Annotated in this window: 19 protein-coding genes; 16 read left to right on the forward strand and 3 right to left on the reverse strand. The window is 71.1% G+C overall.

Annotated features, from left to right (window positions below):
• Nucleotides 1–24 precede the first annotated feature (24 nt).
• The gene (locus ACZ3II_RS25565) at nt 25–822 is read left to right on the forward strand and encodes a hypothetical protein (RefSeq protein WP_465520240.1); all 798 of its coding nucleotides are present in this window, start codon (nt 25–27) and stop codon (nt 820–822) included.
• Here the strand turns inward: ACZ3II_RS25565 and ACZ3II_RS25570 are convergent.
• Complete coding sequence (locus ACZ3II_RS25570; RefSeq protein WP_465520241.1) at nt 819–1058, reverse strand: hypothetical protein; 240 nt, start codon at nt 1056–1058, stop codon at nt 819–821. The genes ACZ3II_RS25565 and ACZ3II_RS25570 overlap by 4 nt on opposite strands.
• Before the next feature lie 177 nt (nt 1059–1235).
• Between ACZ3II_RS25570 and ACZ3II_RS25575 the strand changes: the two genes are divergently transcribed.
• The 14 genes from ACZ3II_RS25575 to ptsP all read left to right on the forward strand — a co-directional run bounded on the left by ACZ3II_RS25575 (nt 1236) and on the right by ptsP (nt 12109).
• Nucleotides 1236–2111, forward strand: a complete 876-nt coding sequence (locus ACZ3II_RS25575; RefSeq protein ID WP_465520242.1) for a helix-turn-helix domain-containing protein — start codon at nt 1236–1238, stop codon at nt 2109–2111.
• The gene (locus ACZ3II_RS25580) at nt 2104–2325 is read left to right on the forward strand and encodes a DUF397 domain-containing protein (RefSeq protein ID WP_465520243.1); all 222 of its coding nucleotides are present in this window, start codon (nt 2104–2106) and stop codon (nt 2323–2325) included. The genes ACZ3II_RS25575 and ACZ3II_RS25580 overlap by 8 nt, the downstream gene beginning before the upstream one ends.
• A 138-nt stretch (nt 2326–2463) precedes the next feature.
• Nucleotides 2464–3003 (forward strand): type II toxin-antitoxin system PemK/MazF family toxin, encoded by a 540-nt coding sequence (locus tag ACZ3II_RS25585; protein WP_465520244.1) that lies wholly within the window; start codon nt 2464–2466, stop codon nt 3001–3003.
• 55 nt (nt 3004–3058) lie between these two features.
• On the forward strand, nt 3059–3631 hold the full coding sequence (locus ACZ3II_RS25590; RefSeq protein ID WP_465520245.1) for a hypothetical protein: 573 nt from the start codon (nt 3059–3061) through the stop codon (nt 3629–3631).
• A 19-nt stretch (nt 3632–3650) separates the two neighbouring features.
• Nucleotides 3651–4304 carry an adenylate kinase family protein gene (locus ACZ3II_RS25595; RefSeq protein ID WP_465520246.1) on the forward strand — a complete coding sequence of 218 codons (654 nt, stop codon included), beginning with the start codon at nt 3651–3653 and terminating at the stop codon, nt 4302–4304.
• Between the two features lie 40 nt (nt 4305–4344).
• Nucleotides 4345–5040: an NUDIX hydrolase gene (locus tag ACZ3II_RS25600; protein WP_465520247.1), complete on the forward strand. Its 696-nt coding sequence runs from the start codon at nt 4345–4347 to the stop codon at nt 5038–5040.
• Between the two features lie 159 nt (nt 5041–5199).
• Nucleotides 5200–5961, forward strand: a complete 762-nt coding sequence (locus ACZ3II_RS25605; protein WP_465520248.1) for a DeoR/GlpR family DNA-binding transcription regulator — start codon at nt 5200–5202, stop codon at nt 5959–5961.
• Nucleotides 5962–6025: 64 nt separating this feature from the next.
• Entirely contained in the window at nt 6026–6964 is a 939-nt protein-coding gene (gene pfkB / locus ACZ3II_RS25610; protein WP_465520249.1) for a 1-phosphofructokinase, read from the forward strand.
• A gap of 257 nt (nt 6965–7221) precedes the next feature.
• Nucleotides 7222–8382: a mannitol-specific PTS transporter subunit IIC gene (gene mtlA / locus ACZ3II_RS25615; RefSeq protein ID WP_465520250.1), complete on the forward strand. Its 1161-nt coding sequence runs from the start codon at nt 7222–7224 to the stop codon at nt 8380–8382.
• A 14-nt stretch (nt 8383–8396) separates the two neighbouring features.
• Complete coding sequence (locus tag ACZ3II_RS25620; protein WP_465520251.1) at nt 8397–8705, forward strand: PTS lactose transporter subunit IIB; 309 nt, start codon at nt 8397–8399, stop codon at nt 8703–8705.
• Entirely contained in the window at nt 8698–9144 is a 447-nt protein-coding gene (locus tag ACZ3II_RS25625) for a PTS mannitol transporter subunit IIA (RefSeq protein ID WP_465520252.1), read from the forward strand. Before ACZ3II_RS25620 ends, ACZ3II_RS25625 begins: the two co-directional genes overlap by 8 nt.
• Complete coding sequence (locus tag ACZ3II_RS25630) at nt 9141–10181, forward strand: zinc-dependent dehydrogenase (RefSeq protein WP_465520253.1); 1041 nt, start codon at nt 9141–9143, stop codon at nt 10179–10181. The genes ACZ3II_RS25625 and ACZ3II_RS25630 overlap by 4 nt, the downstream gene beginning before the upstream one ends.
• A 16-nt stretch (nt 10182–10197) precedes the next feature.
• Nucleotides 10198–10473, forward strand: coding sequence for an HPr family phosphocarrier protein (locus ACZ3II_RS25635; RefSeq protein ID WP_465520254.1), 276 nt, complete (start codon nt 10198–10200; stop codon nt 10471–10473).
• Nucleotides 10466–12109 (forward strand): phosphoenolpyruvate--protein phosphotransferase, encoded by a 1644-nt coding sequence (ptsP, locus tag ACZ3II_RS25640; protein ID WP_465520255.1) that lies wholly within the window; start codon nt 10466–10468, stop codon nt 12107–12109. The genes ACZ3II_RS25635 and ptsP overlap by 8 nt, the downstream gene beginning before the upstream one ends.
• Here ptsP and ACZ3II_RS25645 read toward each other — a convergent pair.
• Both ACZ3II_RS25645 and ACZ3II_RS25650 read right to left on the reverse strand, forming a co-directional pair.
• Entirely contained in the window at nt 12102–12641 is a 540-nt protein-coding gene (locus ACZ3II_RS25645) for a hypothetical protein (protein WP_465520256.1), read from the reverse strand. The genes ptsP and ACZ3II_RS25645 overlap by 8 nt on opposite strands.
• 36 nt (nt 12642–12677) lie before the next feature.
• Nucleotides 12678–13439, reverse strand: coding sequence for a polyphosphate kinase 2 family protein (locus ACZ3II_RS25650; protein WP_465520257.1), 762 nt, complete (start codon nt 13437–13439; stop codon nt 12678–12680).
• 46 nt (nt 13440–13485) lie between these two features.
• Here ACZ3II_RS25650 and tyrS point away from each other — a divergent pair, with 46 nt between their 5' ends.
• Nucleotides 13486–14742: a tyrosine--tRNA ligase gene (gene tyrS / locus ACZ3II_RS25655; RefSeq protein ID WP_465520258.1), complete on the forward strand. Its 1257-nt coding sequence runs from the start codon at nt 13486–13488 to the stop codon at nt 14740–14742.
• Nucleotides 14743–15427 lie beyond the last annotated feature (685 nt).

Below are 15427 nucleotides of genomic sequence, written 5' to 3' on the forward strand. Positions count from 1 at the left end.
CGGGTTCGGCGCGGGGAGCGGAACATGGGTCAGGCAGGGGAAACGCCGGAGGGCGCCGGGCTCGGCGCGCGGCTGGCGGCTGTCGGCGGACCGGACCTCCGGGACTTCGGGGCGGTGCCGTCCGGGCCGGGCGAGGCGGTGGCGGACACCCGTACCGCGAAGAGAAACCGCACCACCGTGATCGTCGCGGCCGCCGTCACCGTCGCCGTCCTGGGGTGCGTCGGCGCAGCCGCGTTCTCACTGATCGAAACCGGCAGCGCGCCGGAGAGCAGGCCCGCGAGCCAGGCGCCTGCCGCGCCGAGCGCCACCGGACCGGCAGTCGCCGGGCCGCAGCCGGTGAAGCAGGCGGTGCGCACCGCGAACGACCTGGACCGGGTCTGCGCGGACCGCTACTACCCGTCGGCGCCGAAGCTGCGCGGCGACGCCCCGCACCCGGTGCTGATCAGCGAGGGCACGCCGCACGCCACGTCCCGCACGACGCGGACGCTGAACCGGGCCGCCTTCACCGGGTCGTCCGGCGATCGCCGCACCTGGGCGCCGGAACCGGCCAAGGCGCAGCTCGTGGCCTGCCTGAACCTGACCGGCGCGGGCAAGCGGATCCGCGACTGCAAGTCCGCCGGCAAGACCCTGCCGCTGGTCGAGGGACGGTACACGCTGACCGTGTACGAGGTGGCCTCGCACCGCAAGATCCTGGAGAAGGCCCTGGCCGGGGCGGAGCGCGCCTGCCCGTTCGTGGTTCTGGAGAGCGACGGCGGCACGCTGCACAGCGAGGTCAGGGACCAGCAGCTGTACGACGTGCTGCGCAAGCCCGTCGAAGGCTAGGCCGCCCACCCGAGGAACCGTTCGTAGAGATCGGCCGGCGGGCCGCCCGTGCCGGCGGTCCAGTCGTCGATCGCCTCCAGCATGCACGAGCCCAAGTAGACCGACAGGCCGTGCGGGAAGTTCCGGTACTGCTCGGAGAGCTCGACCTTCGCGGTGGCGCACGGCCACGGCCTGCCGCAGACCCGGCAGTCCCACGACGGGCGCTCGCCGACGTGTTCGGTCCGCGGAACCAGCATTCAGCCCTCACCATGTGCGATTCGACGACTACACATTGGAGGGTGTAGTGACTTAGGCTCGCCCTCAAGCCGGATCGGTGAGAATCCCAGATTTGGATTCCCGCCGTCTCGCGCGTGGCGATCGGATCGTCTCGTTCGATACACCGGACAGTTGGCGGACCGCGGGGGACGACGAACATGACCGAGACGGGCTCGACCGTGCCGAGGCGGCAGGTCGGCCGGCTGCTGCGGCAGTTGCGTGAGCAGGCGGGCATATCGCTGATGGCGGCGGCACAGGAGCTGGAGTTCTCCCGCGCCCGGATGTACCGGATCGAGAACGGCGAGGTCCCGGTCCGCAAACATGACGTGATCGCCATGTGCGGCGTCTACTCCGCGCCCGATCACATGACCGAGGTGCTCATCGGCCTGGCGGCCGAGTCCAAGGCCAAGGGCTGGTGGCATGCGTACGGGGATGTCGTCCCCGCCTGGTTCGAGCTCTACGTCGGCATGGAGCAGGCCGCCTCCCGCCTGCGCTCCTACGCGCCCAGCGTGATCCCCGGACTGCTGCAGACCAGGGAGTACGCCGAAGCCGTGTTCCGCCGATGGCACGGCGACGACGAGGAGGCGGTGGCCAACGCGGTGGCCGTCCGCCTGGAGCGGCAGTCGCTGCTGAGCCGCCGCCTGCCCGAGGCGCCCCGTCTGGAGGTGGCCGTCGACGAGGGTGTGCTGCGCCGCTCCATCCCGGACGTCCACGGCATGCAGAAACAACTCGCCCACCTGGTCAACATGTCGACCCGGCCGAACATCAGCGTCCGGGTCGTCCCGTTCGCCGCCGGGCCGCACCAGGCCTCCAGCTCCGGGCAGTTCACCGTCCTGGAGTTCCCTGCCGTCGGCACCGCCTCGCCGGAGCCCACCACCATCTATTGCGAGAACCTCACCGGCGCCCTCTACCTGGATAAGCTCGCGGAGGTGGCGACGTACGAGTCGATCTGGGCCGAAATCGACGCGACCGCCCTGGACCAGTCCGATTCCGACGATCTCATCCGCATGATCATCGAGGAGAGCGATGGCTGATCTGACCGGTGCCGTGTGGCACAAGAGCACGCGCAGCGGCGGCAACGGGGGCGACTGCGTCGAGGTGGCCGGCAACCTTCCCGGCATCGTGGCGCTGCGGGACAGCAAGGACCCCGGCGGCGGCACGCTCGTCTTCAGCCGTGCCGAGTGGGCCGCGTTCCTGGCCGCGGTGCGAGCCGGCGCTTTCGACCGTGTCGACTTCGGGCGCGTATAGCGCCCGAACCCCACACGCTGCCGGATCGCGAGTTCGGCCGTGTCGAGTTCGGGTGCGTATGACGGCCGAACCCCACACGCTGCCCGGACCGCGATCTTGACCGCTGCGGGCGGGCGGCTCCGGCCGTAAGGTGTCGCCGTGCTCGAAACGCTGAAAGCCTTCTTCCGGCGGCTCCTGGGTTCGCCGGTCGTCGTCGATCCCCCCGCTCCCAAGCCCACCGCCACCAAACCGGCCGCTCCCACGCCCGTGGCTCCCCGGCCCGCGCCGGCCGCTTCCCGGAAGCCGGCTGCCACCCGAGCCGTCCCCCAGCAGGGCCGCCACCTCGCGTACGCGCCCAACCTGGACGGTGACGCCGACCCGGGCGAGATCGTCTGGACCTGGGTGCCCTACGAGGACGACCCGTCCCAGGGCAAGGACCGTCCCGTCCTGGTGGTCGGGCGTGACGCCCGTACCCTCCTGGGCCTGATGCTCTCCAGCCAGACCGACCGCGACGGGCAGCGCCACTGGATGGCCCTCGGCCCCGGCGACTGGGACCGGGACGCCCGCCCGAGCTGGCTCCGCCTGGACCGGGTCCTGGAGATCGACGAGGACGGCATCCGCCGCGAGGGCGCGGTCCTGGACCGCCCCCGTTTCGACCGGGTCGCCGCCGTCCTCCGCCGCAACTACGGCTGGCCGTGAGCCCGGGGTGAAACCCCCGGCCGGCCGGGCATCCTCGAACGCTAGCGTTGTCGTCATGGATCAGGACGTCATGACCGGTTTCGGCGGCAAACAGGCCTGGCTGGCCATCGCCGGCGGCGACCCCGCCACCGTGCTGACAGCGCTCGGCCTGCGCGATCTCGGCACCGTGCCCTGGCGCGACGGGCTCGACCTGGCACATCTCACCGACGACCGGATCGCGATCACCCCGCCGCTGCCCGGCGCCCGTGACACCGCCTGGGTGCTCGCGGCCGGGCGGCGGCTGCTCCGCCACGATCCGGACATCGTGGCGCTCTCCGGCGATCTGGACACCGAGGTGCAATACTTCGCCACGCACCGGGTCACCGAGTCGCACCGGTGGCGGCGTGCGGCCGGCGGTGAGCTGCTGCGGGCCTTCGGCCATGTGGGTCAGACCGGCGAGATCACCTCGTGGTTCGGTGAGCCCGGCCCGGCCGAGCGGGACGCCGGGCTGCCCGGCGAGATCGACGAGGAGACGTCCGTGCTGGTCGCCGAGCGGGACGTGTTCCGGGTGGCCGGCGCCTGGAGCATCGATCCGACCACCCTCTCCGGGCGTGCCCCGGGCCCGCTGCGCCTCGGCGCGGCCGACTGATTTCGCTGCGGGAGGCGAGATGCGTAAGTACGTGATCATGGGCGTGCAGGGCAGCGGCAAGGGCACCCAGGCCAAGATGCTGCGCGAGGACCTCGACCTGGTGCACATCAGCGTCGGTGACATCTTCCGCTGGCACGTGCGCCAGCACACCAAGCTGGGCGCCCAGGTCAAACGGATCATGGCGGCCGGCGAGCTGGTCGGCGACGACCTGGTCGAGGAGGTGGTGCGCCGCCGGATGGGCATCCACGACTGGAACTACGGCTTCATCATCGACGGGTTCCCGCGCAACGGGCGGCAGGCCGCGTTCTTCATGGAGAGCTACGACATCGACGCCGTGATCCACCTGGAGCTGCCGGACGACGAGGTGCGCCGCCGGGTGCTCAGCCGCCGGCTCTGCCCGAACTGCGGCATGGACTACAACCTGATCGCCGACCGCCCCGAGGTGGAGGGCCGCTGCGACATCTGCGGGCACGAGCTGATCACCCGGGCCGACGACACCCCGGAGGCGCTGGAGGCCCGGCTGACCGACTATCACGAGAAGACCCGGCCGGTGCTGGAGCTGTTCCGGCGCAAGGAGGTCGTGCACGACGTGGACGGGCGTCCCCCGGTCGAGGATGTGCAGCAGGCCATCCGCAAGACTCTCGGCCTGCCGGCGTACCCGTCACCCGAATAGGGCAATCTGATCAAGTCGGACACCGTCCTATCGTGAGGCGGTGTTCCTCGGCCCGTCGTTCTCCGCACCCGTCACGGCCGCCGGCGCCGTTCTGTGGCGTGGTGCGGAAAACGCGCGCGAGGTTGTCGTCGTGCATCACCGGCACGATGGATGGTGTTTTCCGAAAGGGCGGACGGCGCCCGGCGAACACATGATCGCGGCCGCGGTCCGGGCCGTTTCCGAGGCGGTCGGGATATCGGTCCGGCTCGGTCCGTGGCTCGGTGACACGAACTATGTGAACGACGGCTGGCCGGAGCACGTCGACTATTTCGCGGCGGAGGCGCCCGGCATCGCCGAGGCCCCTGACCTGCTCTGGTTGCCGCCGAAACGGGCCGCGGACGCCCTCAGCCGCCCCGACGACGTGCGCATTCTCTCCGAATTCGAGTGCCAGGTCCGGGCGAGCACGGGCAGCGTCATCCTGATGTGCCGGGAACCGTATCCGGCGGAGTCGATTCTTTCCGCGTACGGCGCCGGCGTCCCGTCTTCCGGCGACGATCTGGAACGCGCGCTGCGGATCGCCGGAGAATCGTTCGCCACCGGCCGGCCGGCCGCCCTCCGCGCGGACCTTCCGGCCATTCAGGAACTCCTCCGCCGGCTCGCGCCGATCCGGGTGGACGCGACGGTGCCGGCCGGCGGTCTGGTCGTCCTGCACGGCACCCCGCACCGGATCGTGGCCGTCGAACGCCACATCGTCTGACCCAAACCCACACAACCGGGCATCGGTCCACAAGATTCGGACCTGTCCTGGGTAAGTTTCCGGCCCGCAAGGAGACTGAAATCTCTTTGACATATTGCGTTCGGGCAGAAGCGGGCGTAAACAAAGACAAAGCCAAAACGAGTCGGGCGGTGAGCAGGGATGTACGCGGAGGAACGCCAGCAGGAGATAGTGCGACGGGCCCGGGCCGAGGGCCGGGTCGACGTCGTGGCGCTGGCCGAGACCTTCGGGGTGACGGCCGAGACGATCCGCCGCGATCTGACGGTGCTGGAGCGCTCCGGCGTGCTGCGCCGGGTGCACGGCGGCGCGATCCCGGTCGAGCGGCTCGGCTTCGAGCCCGCACTGGCCACCCGCGACGCCGTCCTGATCAGCGAGAAGGAGCGGATCGCCAAGGCAGCGCTGGCCGAGATCCCGGAGGACGGGGCGATCATCCTGGACGCCGGGACCACCACGGCCCGTCTCGCCCAGTTGCTGCCCGCCGACCGGGAGCTCACCGTGGTGGTGAACTCGCCGGTGCTGGCCGCGGCGCTCGGCGTCAAGCCGAACCTGACGGTTCTGCTGCTCGGCGGCCGGGTCCGGGGCAAGACGCTGGCCACGGTGGACGACTGGGCGCTGCGGCCCCTCGCCGAGATGTACGTCGACGTCGCCTTCATGGGCACCAACGGATGCACCGTCGAACGTGGCATGACCACCCCGGATCCGGCCGAGGCGGCGGTCAAGCGGGCGATGATCGCCGCGGCCCGCCGGGTGGTGCTGCTCGCCGACCACACCAAGATCGGCAACGACTACCTGGCGAAGTTCGGCGCCCTCACCGAACTGGACCTGCTGATCACCGACAACGGCCTGGACCACGACCTGTCCGCCGAGGTCGAGGCCACGGGCGTGCGGGTGGTGAAGGCATGAGCGACCGGAGGGATTTCATGGCTTCACCCGTCTGTGCTTCTGACTCCCGAGAGGGGGAAAAAGCATGATTCTGACCGTCACGTTGAACCCCAGCGTCGACCGGGCGCTCGAGGTCGACCTCCTGGTCCGCGGCGAGGTGCTGCGCGCCGCCGACTCGCACATCGACCCGGGCGGCAAGGGCGTCAACGTCTCCCGCGCGCTGCTGGCCAACGGGGTCCGTTCCACCGCCGTCGTCCCCACCGGCGGGGCCGAGGGTGACCAGCTCGTCGACCTGCTCAACGCCGAGGGTGTCGACATGCTGGCCGTGCCGATCGCCGGCCGGACCCGCTCCAACATCACCCTGGCCGAGCCGGACGGCACGGTCACGAAGATCAACGAAGCCGGCCCGGCCCTGTCCGACGCCGAGTTCGCCCAGGTCAGCAAGGCGGTCCTGGACGCCGCGAGCACCGCCGACTGGGTGGTCATCTGCGGCAGCCTCCCGCAGGGCCTGGGGATCGCGGCCTTCTCCGACCTGTGCGAGCGGCTGGTCGGCGCCGGCTGCCGGCTCGCCGTGGACAGCAGCGGCCCGGCGCTGCTGGCCGGTGTCGCGGCCGGGGCCGCCCTGGTCAAGCCGAACCGGGAGGAACTGGCCGAGGCGGTCGGCGCCGAACCGGCCACCCTCGGCGACGTGATCGAGGCGTGCCGGCGGCTCCGCGCGGCCGGGGCGGGCGCCGTGCTGGCCAGTCTCGGCGCGGACGGCGCGGTCCTGGTCGACGCGGACGGCGTGCTGGCCGGCGTCTCCCCGGTGACCGTGCCCCGCAGCACGGTCGGCGCGGGCGACGCCCTGCTCGCGGGTTTCCTGGCGGCGGGCGCGCGCGGCTCCGCCGCTCTCACCGAGGGCCTGGCGTGGGGTGCGGCGGCGGTCTCCCTTCCGGGCAGCCGCATGCCGGGTCCCGGCGATCTCGACCGTACGCACGTGACAGTCACCCCCGACCCCGACCCCTCCCGCCCTCTGCACTCCTGACCCCCGGCTGTCTCGCCCCACCCGAGACCAGCCGGACAAAACACCGCAAAACCCTGGCTGGTTCTCATGGTTGTCTCAGCCCGTCTGAGACAGCCGTGACAGCCAGCCGGATGGAGGCCCCTGGCTGGTCGTCAGGGCTGTCTCAAGGCCCCCGAGACAGCCCTGACGACCAGCCGGATGTAACACCGCACCTCGCAAGAGCCGGATATACGACCAAAAATCCCTCACTCTCCACCTTTCGAAATGGAGATCCCCTCATGGCCTCTTCGTACACACCCGAGGTCAGTGGCTCCGGCTTCCGTGCCGGGGTCCAGAAGCTCGGTGGCTATCTCGCCGGCATGGTCATGCCCAACATCGGGGCGATCATCGCCTGGGGTCTGATCACCGCCATGTTCATCCCGGTCGGCTGGGTGCCGAACGCGAGCCTGGCCGAGCTGGTCGACCCGATGATCAAGTACCTGCTGCCGGTGCTGATCGGTTACACCGGCGGCCGGATGGTGCACGGCCAGCGCGGCGCGGTCGTCGGCGCCACCGCGACCATGGGTGTCATCGTCGGCGCGGACGTGCCGATGTTCCTCGGCGCCATGATCATCGCGCCGCTCACCGCGTACGTCCTCAAGCTCTTCGACAACGCCATCGAGGGCAGGATCCGCCCCGGCTTCGAGATGCTGGTGGACAACTTCTCGGCCGGCATCATCGGCGCCGGCTTCGCGATCCTCGGCAAGCTCGCCATCGGCCCGGTCGTCAACGGGCTGACCAAAGCGGCCGGCAACGGCGTCGACTGGCTGCTCGACCACAGCCTGATGCCGCTGGTGTCGGTGCTGGTGGAGCCGGCCAAGGTGCTCTTCCTGAACAACGCGATCAACCACGGCGTGTTCAGCCCGCTCGGCGTGCAGCAGGTGGCGGAGAGCGGCAAGTCAATCCTGTTCATGATCGAGTCGAACCCCGGCCCGGGTCTGGGCCTGCTCGCCGCGTTCCTGTTCTTCGGCCCGCGGTCGCTGCGCCCGACCACCCCGGCCGCGATGATCATTCACTTCTTCGGCGGCATCCACGAGATCTACTTCCCGTACGTCCTGATGAAGCCCCGCCTGATCCTCGCGATGATCGCCGGTGGCATGGCCGGTGTCGCGACCTTCATGGTCACCGGCGCGGGCACCGTCGCCTCGCCGGCGCCGGGCAGCATCTTCGCCTTCACCGCGGTCACCGCGAAGGGCAGCCACCTGGGCATGTTCCTCGGCGTGATCATCGCGGCCGCGGTCACCTTCGGTGTCGCCTCGCTGCTGCTGGGCTTCGGCAAGCTGAAGTCCGACCAGGAGCCCGAGGAGGCAGTCGCCGCGGAGGAGACGGAGAGCGCGATCCCGGAGCAGCGGACCGCCGCCGAGACCGAGGCCACCGAGGACAGCCGGAAAACCGTCTAGATCAGGAGACCGTCATGGCAACCATCAACGGCAAGGACATCCACAAGCTGGTCGTCGCCTGTGACGCCGGCATGGGCAGCAGCGTGATGCTCGCCAGCACCCTGCGCAAGCAGCTCGGCAAGACCGGCGTCACCGTCGAGCACACCCCGGTCAACAACATCCCGGCCGACGCCGACGTCGTCGTCTGCCACAGCGGGCTGGCCGCCCGGGCCCGCTCGATCGCGCCGGACAAGCCGATCGTGCCGTTCCAGATCTTCCTCGGCGACCCGGCCGTGACCCGCGTGGTCAAGGCCATCCAGCAGGGCACCGACCTCAATGTCTGAGCTGCTGGACCGGCGGGCCATCCGGCTCGGCGAGAAGACGGACGGCCGGGACGGCGCGATCCGCCGCTGCGGCGAGGTCCTGGTGGAGATCGGCGCCGCCGAAGCCGGCTACATCGACGCGATGCTCGCCCGCGAGCAGTCGATCTCCACCTATGTCGGCGAGGGGGTCGCCATCCCGCACGGCACCCTCGCCGGCAAGGACCTGGTGAACCGGGACGCCCTCGCGGTGCTGCGGTTCCCGGAGACCGTCGACTGGGATGGCGAGCCGGTCACCCTCTGCGTGGCCATCGCCGCCAAGGGCGACGGGCACGTCGAGCTGCTCGCCGCTCTCGCCGAGGTGCTGCTCGACGAGGACCAGGCCCGTGAACTGCGCGAGGCCACCGACCCCGAGACCGTGATCCGGCTGCTCGGGAGCATTCAGGAGGAAGTAGAACAATGAAGGTCGTGCGTTTCCACGCCCCCGGCGACGTCCGTTTCGAGGACGCGCCGGAGCCCGAGGCCGGCCCCGGTGAGGTCAAGATCCGGGTCCGGAACTGCTCCACCTGCGGCACCGACGTCAAGATCTCGAAGTTCGGCCACCACCACATCCACCCGCCGCGGGTGATGGGCCACGAGATCGCCGGCGAGATCGTCGCGGTGGGTGACGGCGTCGAGGGATGGGCGCCGGGCGACCGGGTGCAGGTGATCGCGGCCATCCCGTGCGGCGAGTGCGCCGAGTGCCGGCGCGGCCGGATGACGATCTGCCCGAACCAGGTGTCGATGGGCTACCACTTCGAGGGCGGCTTCGCCCAGTACATGGTGGTGCCCCGGGAGGTGCTCAAGGTCGACGGCCTGAACCGCATCCCGGACGGCGTCTCGTTCGCCGAGGCGAGTGTCGCCGAGCCGCTGGCCTGCGCCCTGAACGCGCAGAACCTGGCCCGGGTCGGTGACGGCGACGACGTGGTCGTGATCGGCTCCGGCCCGATCGGCTGCCTGCACGTCCGGCTGGCCCGGGCCCGCGGCGCGGCCCGGGTGTTCCTGGTGGAGCTGAGCCGGCAGCGCCTGGAGATGGCCGCCGAGCTGGTCAAGCCGGACGCCGCGATCTGCGCGGAGGAGACCGACCCGATCGAGGAGATCCTGAAGCTGACCGACGGCCGCGGCGCCGACGTCATCATCACCGCCGCCGCCTCCGGCAAGGCGCAGGAGCAGGCCATCCAGATGGCCGCCCGGCAGGGCCGGATCAGCTTCTTCGGCGGCCTGCCCAAGGACAACCCGACCATCACCTGCGACTCCAACCTGGTCCACTACCGCGAGCTGATGATCGTCGGCGCGAACGGGTCCAGCCCCGCGCACAACGCCGAGGCCCTCGAACTGGTCGCCTCCGGCGCGGTGCCGGTCGCCGACCTGATCACCCACCGCCTGCCGCTGGAGAGCGCCATCGACGCCTTCGGGATCGTGGCCCGCGGCGAGGCCATCAAAGTCACGATCGAGCCGTAACCCGAAGGAGACCGTCATGCCCACCCGCACCGCGACCGTCGGTTCCGCCAGCGGCCTGCACGCCCGCCCCGCGAAGATCTTCGTGGAGGCGGCGGCCAAGGCGCCGGTCAAGGTCACCATCCGGGTCGGTGACCGCAAGCCGGTGCCGGCCAAGAGCATGCTGTCGGTGCTCGCCCTCGGCGCCAAGCAGGGCACCGAGGTGGTTCTGGAGGCCGAGGGCGACGGCGCCGACGAGGCCCTGGACAGCCTCGCCGAGCTGATCGCCACCGACCTGGACGCCGGTCATGTCTGAGGTGCTCACCGGCATCGGCGTGTGCGCCGGGGTCGCCGCCGGTCCGCTGCTGCGGATCGCCGACGCCCCGGCGCTGCCCGCCCCCACCCCGGTCACCGACGCCGCGGCCGAGTTCGCCCGGGCCGAGGCCGCGCTCGCCGAGGTGGTCGCCGAACTCGGGCGGCGTGCCGACCGGGCCGCCGACGCCACGGTGGCCGAGGTGCTGCGGGCCGAGGCGCTGATGGCCGACGACGAGGAGCTGCGCGAAGGCGTACGCGAGCTGGTGGAGGCCGGCCACGACGCGCCGCATGCGATCGACGGCGCGTTCGCCGCCTTCCGGGAGGTCTTCGCCGCCGCCGGCGGCTATCTCGCCGAACGCGTCGCCGACCTGGACGACCTGCGGGACCGGGCGGTCGCGGTGCTGCTCGGCCTGCCGATGCCGGGGGTTCCCGCGCCCGGCCACCCGTACATCCTGGCCGCCCGGGACCTGGCGCCCGCCGACACCGCCGACCTCGACCCGGAGCAGGTCGCCGGCCTGATCACCGAGGTCGGCGGCCCGACCAGCCACACCGCGATCCTGGCCCGTGCGCTGGGGCTGCCCGCGGTGGTCGCCTGCCCCGGCGTGCTGGACCTGCCGGACGGAACGTTCGTGCTGCTCGACGGCGGCGCCGGGCGGGTCGAGGCGGGCGCGGACGAGGCGGAGGCGAGAGCCGCGGTGCGGCGGGCGTCCGAGGTGGCTGCCGCGGCTTCCGCGTCGACCGGGCCGGGTGCGACCTCTGACGGGTACGCCGTCAAACTCCTGGCCAACGTCGGCTCCGCGAAGAACGTCCCGGCCGCCGACGAGGCGCACGCCGAGGGGATCGGCCTGTTCCGCACCGAGCTGCTGTTCCTGGACCGGGCCGCCGAGCCGTCGCACGCCGAGCAGGTCGCCGCGTACCGGGAGGTGTTCACCGCGATGGCCGGCCGGCGGGTCGTCATCCGTACCCTCGATGCCGGCGCCGACAAACCGCTGCCGTTCCTGCACCAGCACGGTGAGCCCAACCCCGCTCTCGGCATCCGCGGCCTGCGCGTGGCGCGGCAGCGCCCGCACGTCCTGACCGCACAGCTCGCCGCGATCGCCGAAGCCCGGGCGGAGACCGGCGCCGACGTCTGGGTGATGGCCCCGATGGTGTCGACGCTCGCCGAGGCCACCGGTTTCGCCGCCGCCGTGCACGACGCCGGGCTGCCGAAGGCCGGGGTGATGATCGAGGTGCCGGCCGCCGCGCTGCGCGCCGCCGACCTGCTGCGGGCCGTCGACTTCCTGAGCATCGGCACGAACGACCTCAGTCAGTACACGTTCGCCGCCGACCGCATGTGCGGCGACCTGGCCGACCTGCTGGACCCCTGGCAGCCGGCGCTGCTGCAGCTCATCGGGGTGTGCGGGGAGGCCGGCCGGGCACTGGGCAAACCGGTCGGGGTGTGCGGTGAGGCGGCCTCGGACCCGCTGCTCGCCCCGGTGCTGGCCGGGCTCGGCGTGACGAGCCTGTCCATGTCGCCGCGCGCGATCCCGGCGGTGCGGGCGTCGCTCGCCGCCCGCACCGAGGCGGACTGCCGGCGGCTGGCCGCGCTGGCCGTGGCCGCCGACGGCCCGGGGGAGGCGCGGAAACTGGTCAGTTGAAGGGGAACCCGCCGGTGAACGGGAACCCCGGCGGGAACGCCGGCGTCGGCAGGGTCTCCACCTTACGGATCACGTCGAGGAGGATCCCCGGGGTGCCCGCCGTGTCCGCGTAGGTGACGACCCGCTTGACCTTGCCGTTGCGGTAGTGGGCCGTCACCTCGTACCGGTACCTGCCGGACTTGTTCGGCGGCACGTACCGCGAGCGCAGCGAACGGAAGGCCGGGCTGGAGGCGAGACGCAGCACCTCCGCGGCCGCCGGCACGTTGCCGGACACCTGGAAGAGCGAGCTCTCGTACCGGCCGCGGGTGCGCGCGACCGACACCGAGACCGCTTCGTACCCGGCCCGGTCGGCGGGGCTCTCGACGGCATAGGACGTCACCTGGGCTGCTGTCGCGCCGGCGGTTCCGGCGGGTTCGGCCGGCTGGGGCGACGCGTACGCCGCCCCGGCCGTGCTCACCGCGATCCCGGCGAGGCCGACCAGCAGGCCGACGCGGCGCAGCCGGCGGGAAAAGTGCTTCCTGCTCATGGTCATGCCGCTACCATATAGGGCGAATTACGGTGAATTGCGTTAAAACGCCGCCTCCAGGTCCACGCCGAGCTTCTCCAGCCGCTTCTCCAGCACGTGACAGACGTGCTCCACGACAGCGAACCGGGCGTACTGCTTGTCGTCACCCGGCACCACCCGCCAGCGCGCCCGCGGCCGGTCCGTCCGGTCGATCATCTCCTCGACCGCGGCCTCGTACTCCGCACGCCTCTTGCGGTTGCGCCAGTCCTCCTCGGTCAGCTTCCACGACCGCAACGGATCGTCACGCCGGCTCTCGAACCGCTTCAGCTGCTCCTCGTCGGAGACGTGCATCCAGAATTTGATCAGGATCATGCCCTCGGCGGTCAGCGTGCGCTCGAACTCGGCGATCTCGTCGTACGCCCGCTTCCACGCCGCCTCGGACGCGAAACCCTCGACCCGCTCCACCAGCACCCGCCCGTACCAGGAGCGGTCCAGCACCGACATGCCGCCGTAACCCGGCAGCACCTTCCAGAAGCGCTGCAGGAAATGGTGCCGCTTCTCGTCATAGGTCGGCGCCGCGAACTGCGACACCCGGACATGGCGGGGGTCCAGAGGCGCCACCAGGCGCTTGATCGCCCCGCCCTTGCCCGACGCGTCCCACCCCTCGAAGAGCACACACAGCGGCGGGCCGATCCTCTGGGCCCCGATCTGGCCACCCAGGATCAGCCGCAACCGCAACAGCCGCTGCTGCGCCGCCTCCAGGCGGTTCTCCGCCTTCTTCCTCGAGATCTCGAACGGGGGATTCGCGCTACCCAGGTGAGCCATCCACCCAGCATCGCTCGATATGAGGCGGTGCGGGAGAATCCGAGACGTGACTCTCGTAGACGACCTGCTGTGGCGCGGACTGATCCAGGACTCGACCGACCCCGACGAGCTCCGCAAGAAGCTCGACGGCGGCTCGCTGACGTTCTATGTCGGCTTCGACCCGACCGCCGCCTCGCTGCACGTCGGTCACCTCATGCAGGTCCTCACCGCCCGCCGCCTCCAGCTCGCCGGGCACCGCCCGCTGCTGCTCGTCGGCGGCGCCACCGGCCAGATCGGCGACCCCCGCGAGTCCGCCGAGCGCAGCCTGAACGAACCCGAGGTGGTGCAGGGCTGGGTCGACCGCATCCGCACCCAGCTCTCGCCGTTCGTCACCTACTCCGGTGACAATGCCGCCACCCTGGTCAACAACCTCGACTGGACCGGCCCCACCTCGGTGATCGACTTCCTGCGCGACGTCGGCAAGCACTTCCCGGTCAACAAGATGCTCGCCCGCGACGTCGTCCGGAACCGTCTCGAGAGCGGCATCAGCTTCACCGAGTTCAGCTACCAGCTGCTGCAGTCCAACGACTTCTACCAGCTGCACGTCCAGCACGGCTGCGAACTGCAGTTCGGTGGCTCCGACCAGTGGGGCAACATCACCGCCGGCGTCGACTTCGTCCGCCGTCGCGGAGCCGGGCCGGTGCACGCCTTCGTCACCCCGCTGGTCCTCAAGGCCGACGGCACCAAGTTCGGCAAGACCGAGGGCGGAGCGGTCTGGCTCGACCCGGCGATGACCTCGCCGTACAGCTTCTACCAGTTCTGGATCAACAGCGACGACCGCGACGTCGACCAGTACCTGCGGTTCTTCAGCTTCAAGTCCCGCGACGAACTGGAGGAGCTGGCCAAGGCGACCGCCGAACGGCCGCAGGCCCGGCTCGCCCAGCGCGCGCTCGCCGAAGAGCTCACCACCCTGGTGCACAGCGCCGAGGACGCCCGGCAGGCGGTCGCCGCCAGCCAGGCCCTCTTCGGGCGGGGTTCGCTCGACGAGCTGTCCGCCGACACCTTGCGGTCCGCCCTTTCCGAGGCAGGGCTTCTCTCGGTACGGGGTGAGCTCCCGGCCGTCGGCGCCCTGCTGAAGGAGGCGGGGCTGGTGGCGTCGGCGAACGAGGCGCGCCGGACGATCAGCGAGGGCGGGGCGTACCTGAACAACGAGCGCATCACCGACGGTGAGGCGGTGATCCCGTCGTCGGCGCTGCTGCACGGGCGGTTCCTGGTGCTGCGTCGCGGGAAGCGGACGTTCGCGGGTGTCGAACTGGTGCCCTGACGTTTCCTCTGCCGAACGTGCCCCAGGTCCGCACGGACCTGGGGCACGTTCGTCTTCTGCCGTTCCGGTTCGCCGACCGCGGCTCGCCGCCCTGCGGTGCGCGGAGCCGCGCGGTGCTCGGGGCCCGCGGTTCGAAGGGCGCGCGGTTCGAAGGGCGCGCGGTTCGAAGGGCGCGCGGTTCGAAGGGCCCGCGGTTCGAAGGGCCCGCGGTTCGAAGGGCCCGCGGTTCGAAGGGCCCGCGGTTTGCGGGGGCCGCGCGGCTGGCCGGCCCCGCGGTTTGAGGGGCGCGCGGTTCGCGGGGCCCGCGTGGGTCGGCGGTGCAAGTTCGCCGGCCGTCGTTCAGGCAGGTTTTGGGGTGGCCTTTGCCTGGCTGGGCGACGGCTGACGGGTCTGACCTGAGGGTTTGCGGGTGTGATGGCGGTCGCGGCACCCCGATTTGGTGTACGTGTCAGCGGCGAGTAATGTTGTCCGAGCCGCCAGGGAGACGGGCGAGCGAGCGGGACCGGTTATCGGGCCCGGAGCGGCCGTCCTGGGGAACCAAAACTCGATCACACGATCTTGGATCGTGCGATTGCGGTGCGTTTTTGTTGTGTGGAATTCGGTTGCGAAACGCGGATTTGACACGGCGGAAACGGCGGGTAAAGTAGAGCGAGTGCCCCGGAGGAACGGGCCGCGGAATGCGGAA

Source organism: Actinoplanes sp. NPDC019969 (assembly GCF_055562375.1).

Excerpts from the sequence above, each read along its gene's own strand:
- ACZ3II_RS25565 (WP_465520240.1), top strand. The coding sequence starts at position 25 with ATGGGTCAGGCAGGGGAAACGCCGGAGGGCGCCGGGCTCGGCGCGCGG.
- mtlA (WP_465520250.1), top strand. The coding sequence starts at position 7,222 with ATGGCCTCTTCGTACACACCCGAGGTCAGTGGCTCCGGCTTCCGTGCC.
- ptsP (WP_465520255.1), top strand. The coding sequence starts at position 10,466 with ATGTCTGAGGTGCTCACCGGCATCGGCGTGTGCGCCGGGGTCGCCGCC.
- ACZ3II_RS25590 (WP_465520245.1), top strand. The coding sequence starts at position 3,059 with ATGGATCAGGACGTCATGACCGGTTTCGGCGGCAAACAGGCCTGGCTG.
- ACZ3II_RS25625 (WP_465520252.1), top strand. The coding sequence starts at position 8,698 with ATGTCTGAGCTGCTGGACCGGCGGGCCATCCGGCTCGGCGAGAAGACG.
- ACZ3II_RS25635 (WP_465520254.1), top strand. The coding sequence starts at position 10,198 with ATGCCCACCCGCACCGCGACCGTCGGTTCCGCCAGCGGCCTGCACGCC.
- ACZ3II_RS25650 (WP_465520257.1), bottom strand. The coding sequence starts at position 13,439 with ATGGCTCACCTGGGTAGCGCGAATCCCCCGTTCGAGATCTCGAGGAAG.
- ACZ3II_RS25595 (WP_465520246.1), top strand. The coding sequence starts at position 3,651 with ATGCGTAAGTACGTGATCATGGGCGTGCAGGGCAGCGGCAAGGGCACC.
- ACZ3II_RS25575 (WP_465520242.1), top strand. The coding sequence starts at position 1,236 with ATGACCGAGACGGGCTCGACCGTGCCGAGGCGGCAGGTCGGCCGGCTG.
- ACZ3II_RS25580 (WP_465520243.1), top strand. The coding sequence starts at position 2,104 with ATGGCTGATCTGACCGGTGCCGTGTGGCACAAGAGCACGCGCAGCGGC.
- ACZ3II_RS25570 (WP_465520241.1), bottom strand. The coding sequence starts at position 1,058 with ATGCTGGTTCCGCGGACCGAACACGTCGGCGAGCGCCCGTCGTGGGAC.
- ACZ3II_RS25605 (WP_465520248.1), top strand. The coding sequence starts at position 5,200 with ATGTACGCGGAGGAACGCCAGCAGGAGATAGTGCGACGGGCCCGGGCC.
- ACZ3II_RS25645 (WP_465520256.1), bottom strand. The coding sequence starts at position 12,641 with ATGACCATGAGCAGGAAGCACTTTTCCCGCCGGCTGCGCCGCGTCGGC.
- pfkB (WP_465520249.1), top strand. The coding sequence starts at position 6,026 with ATGATTCTGACCGTCACGTTGAACCCCAGCGTCGACCGGGCGCTCGAG.
- ACZ3II_RS25630 (WP_465520253.1), top strand. The coding sequence starts at position 9,141 with ATGAAGGTCGTGCGTTTCCACGCCCCCGGCGACGTCCGTTTCGAGGAC.
- ACZ3II_RS25620 (WP_465520251.1), top strand. The coding sequence starts at position 8,397 with ATGGCAACCATCAACGGCAAGGACATCCACAAGCTGGTCGTCGCCTGT.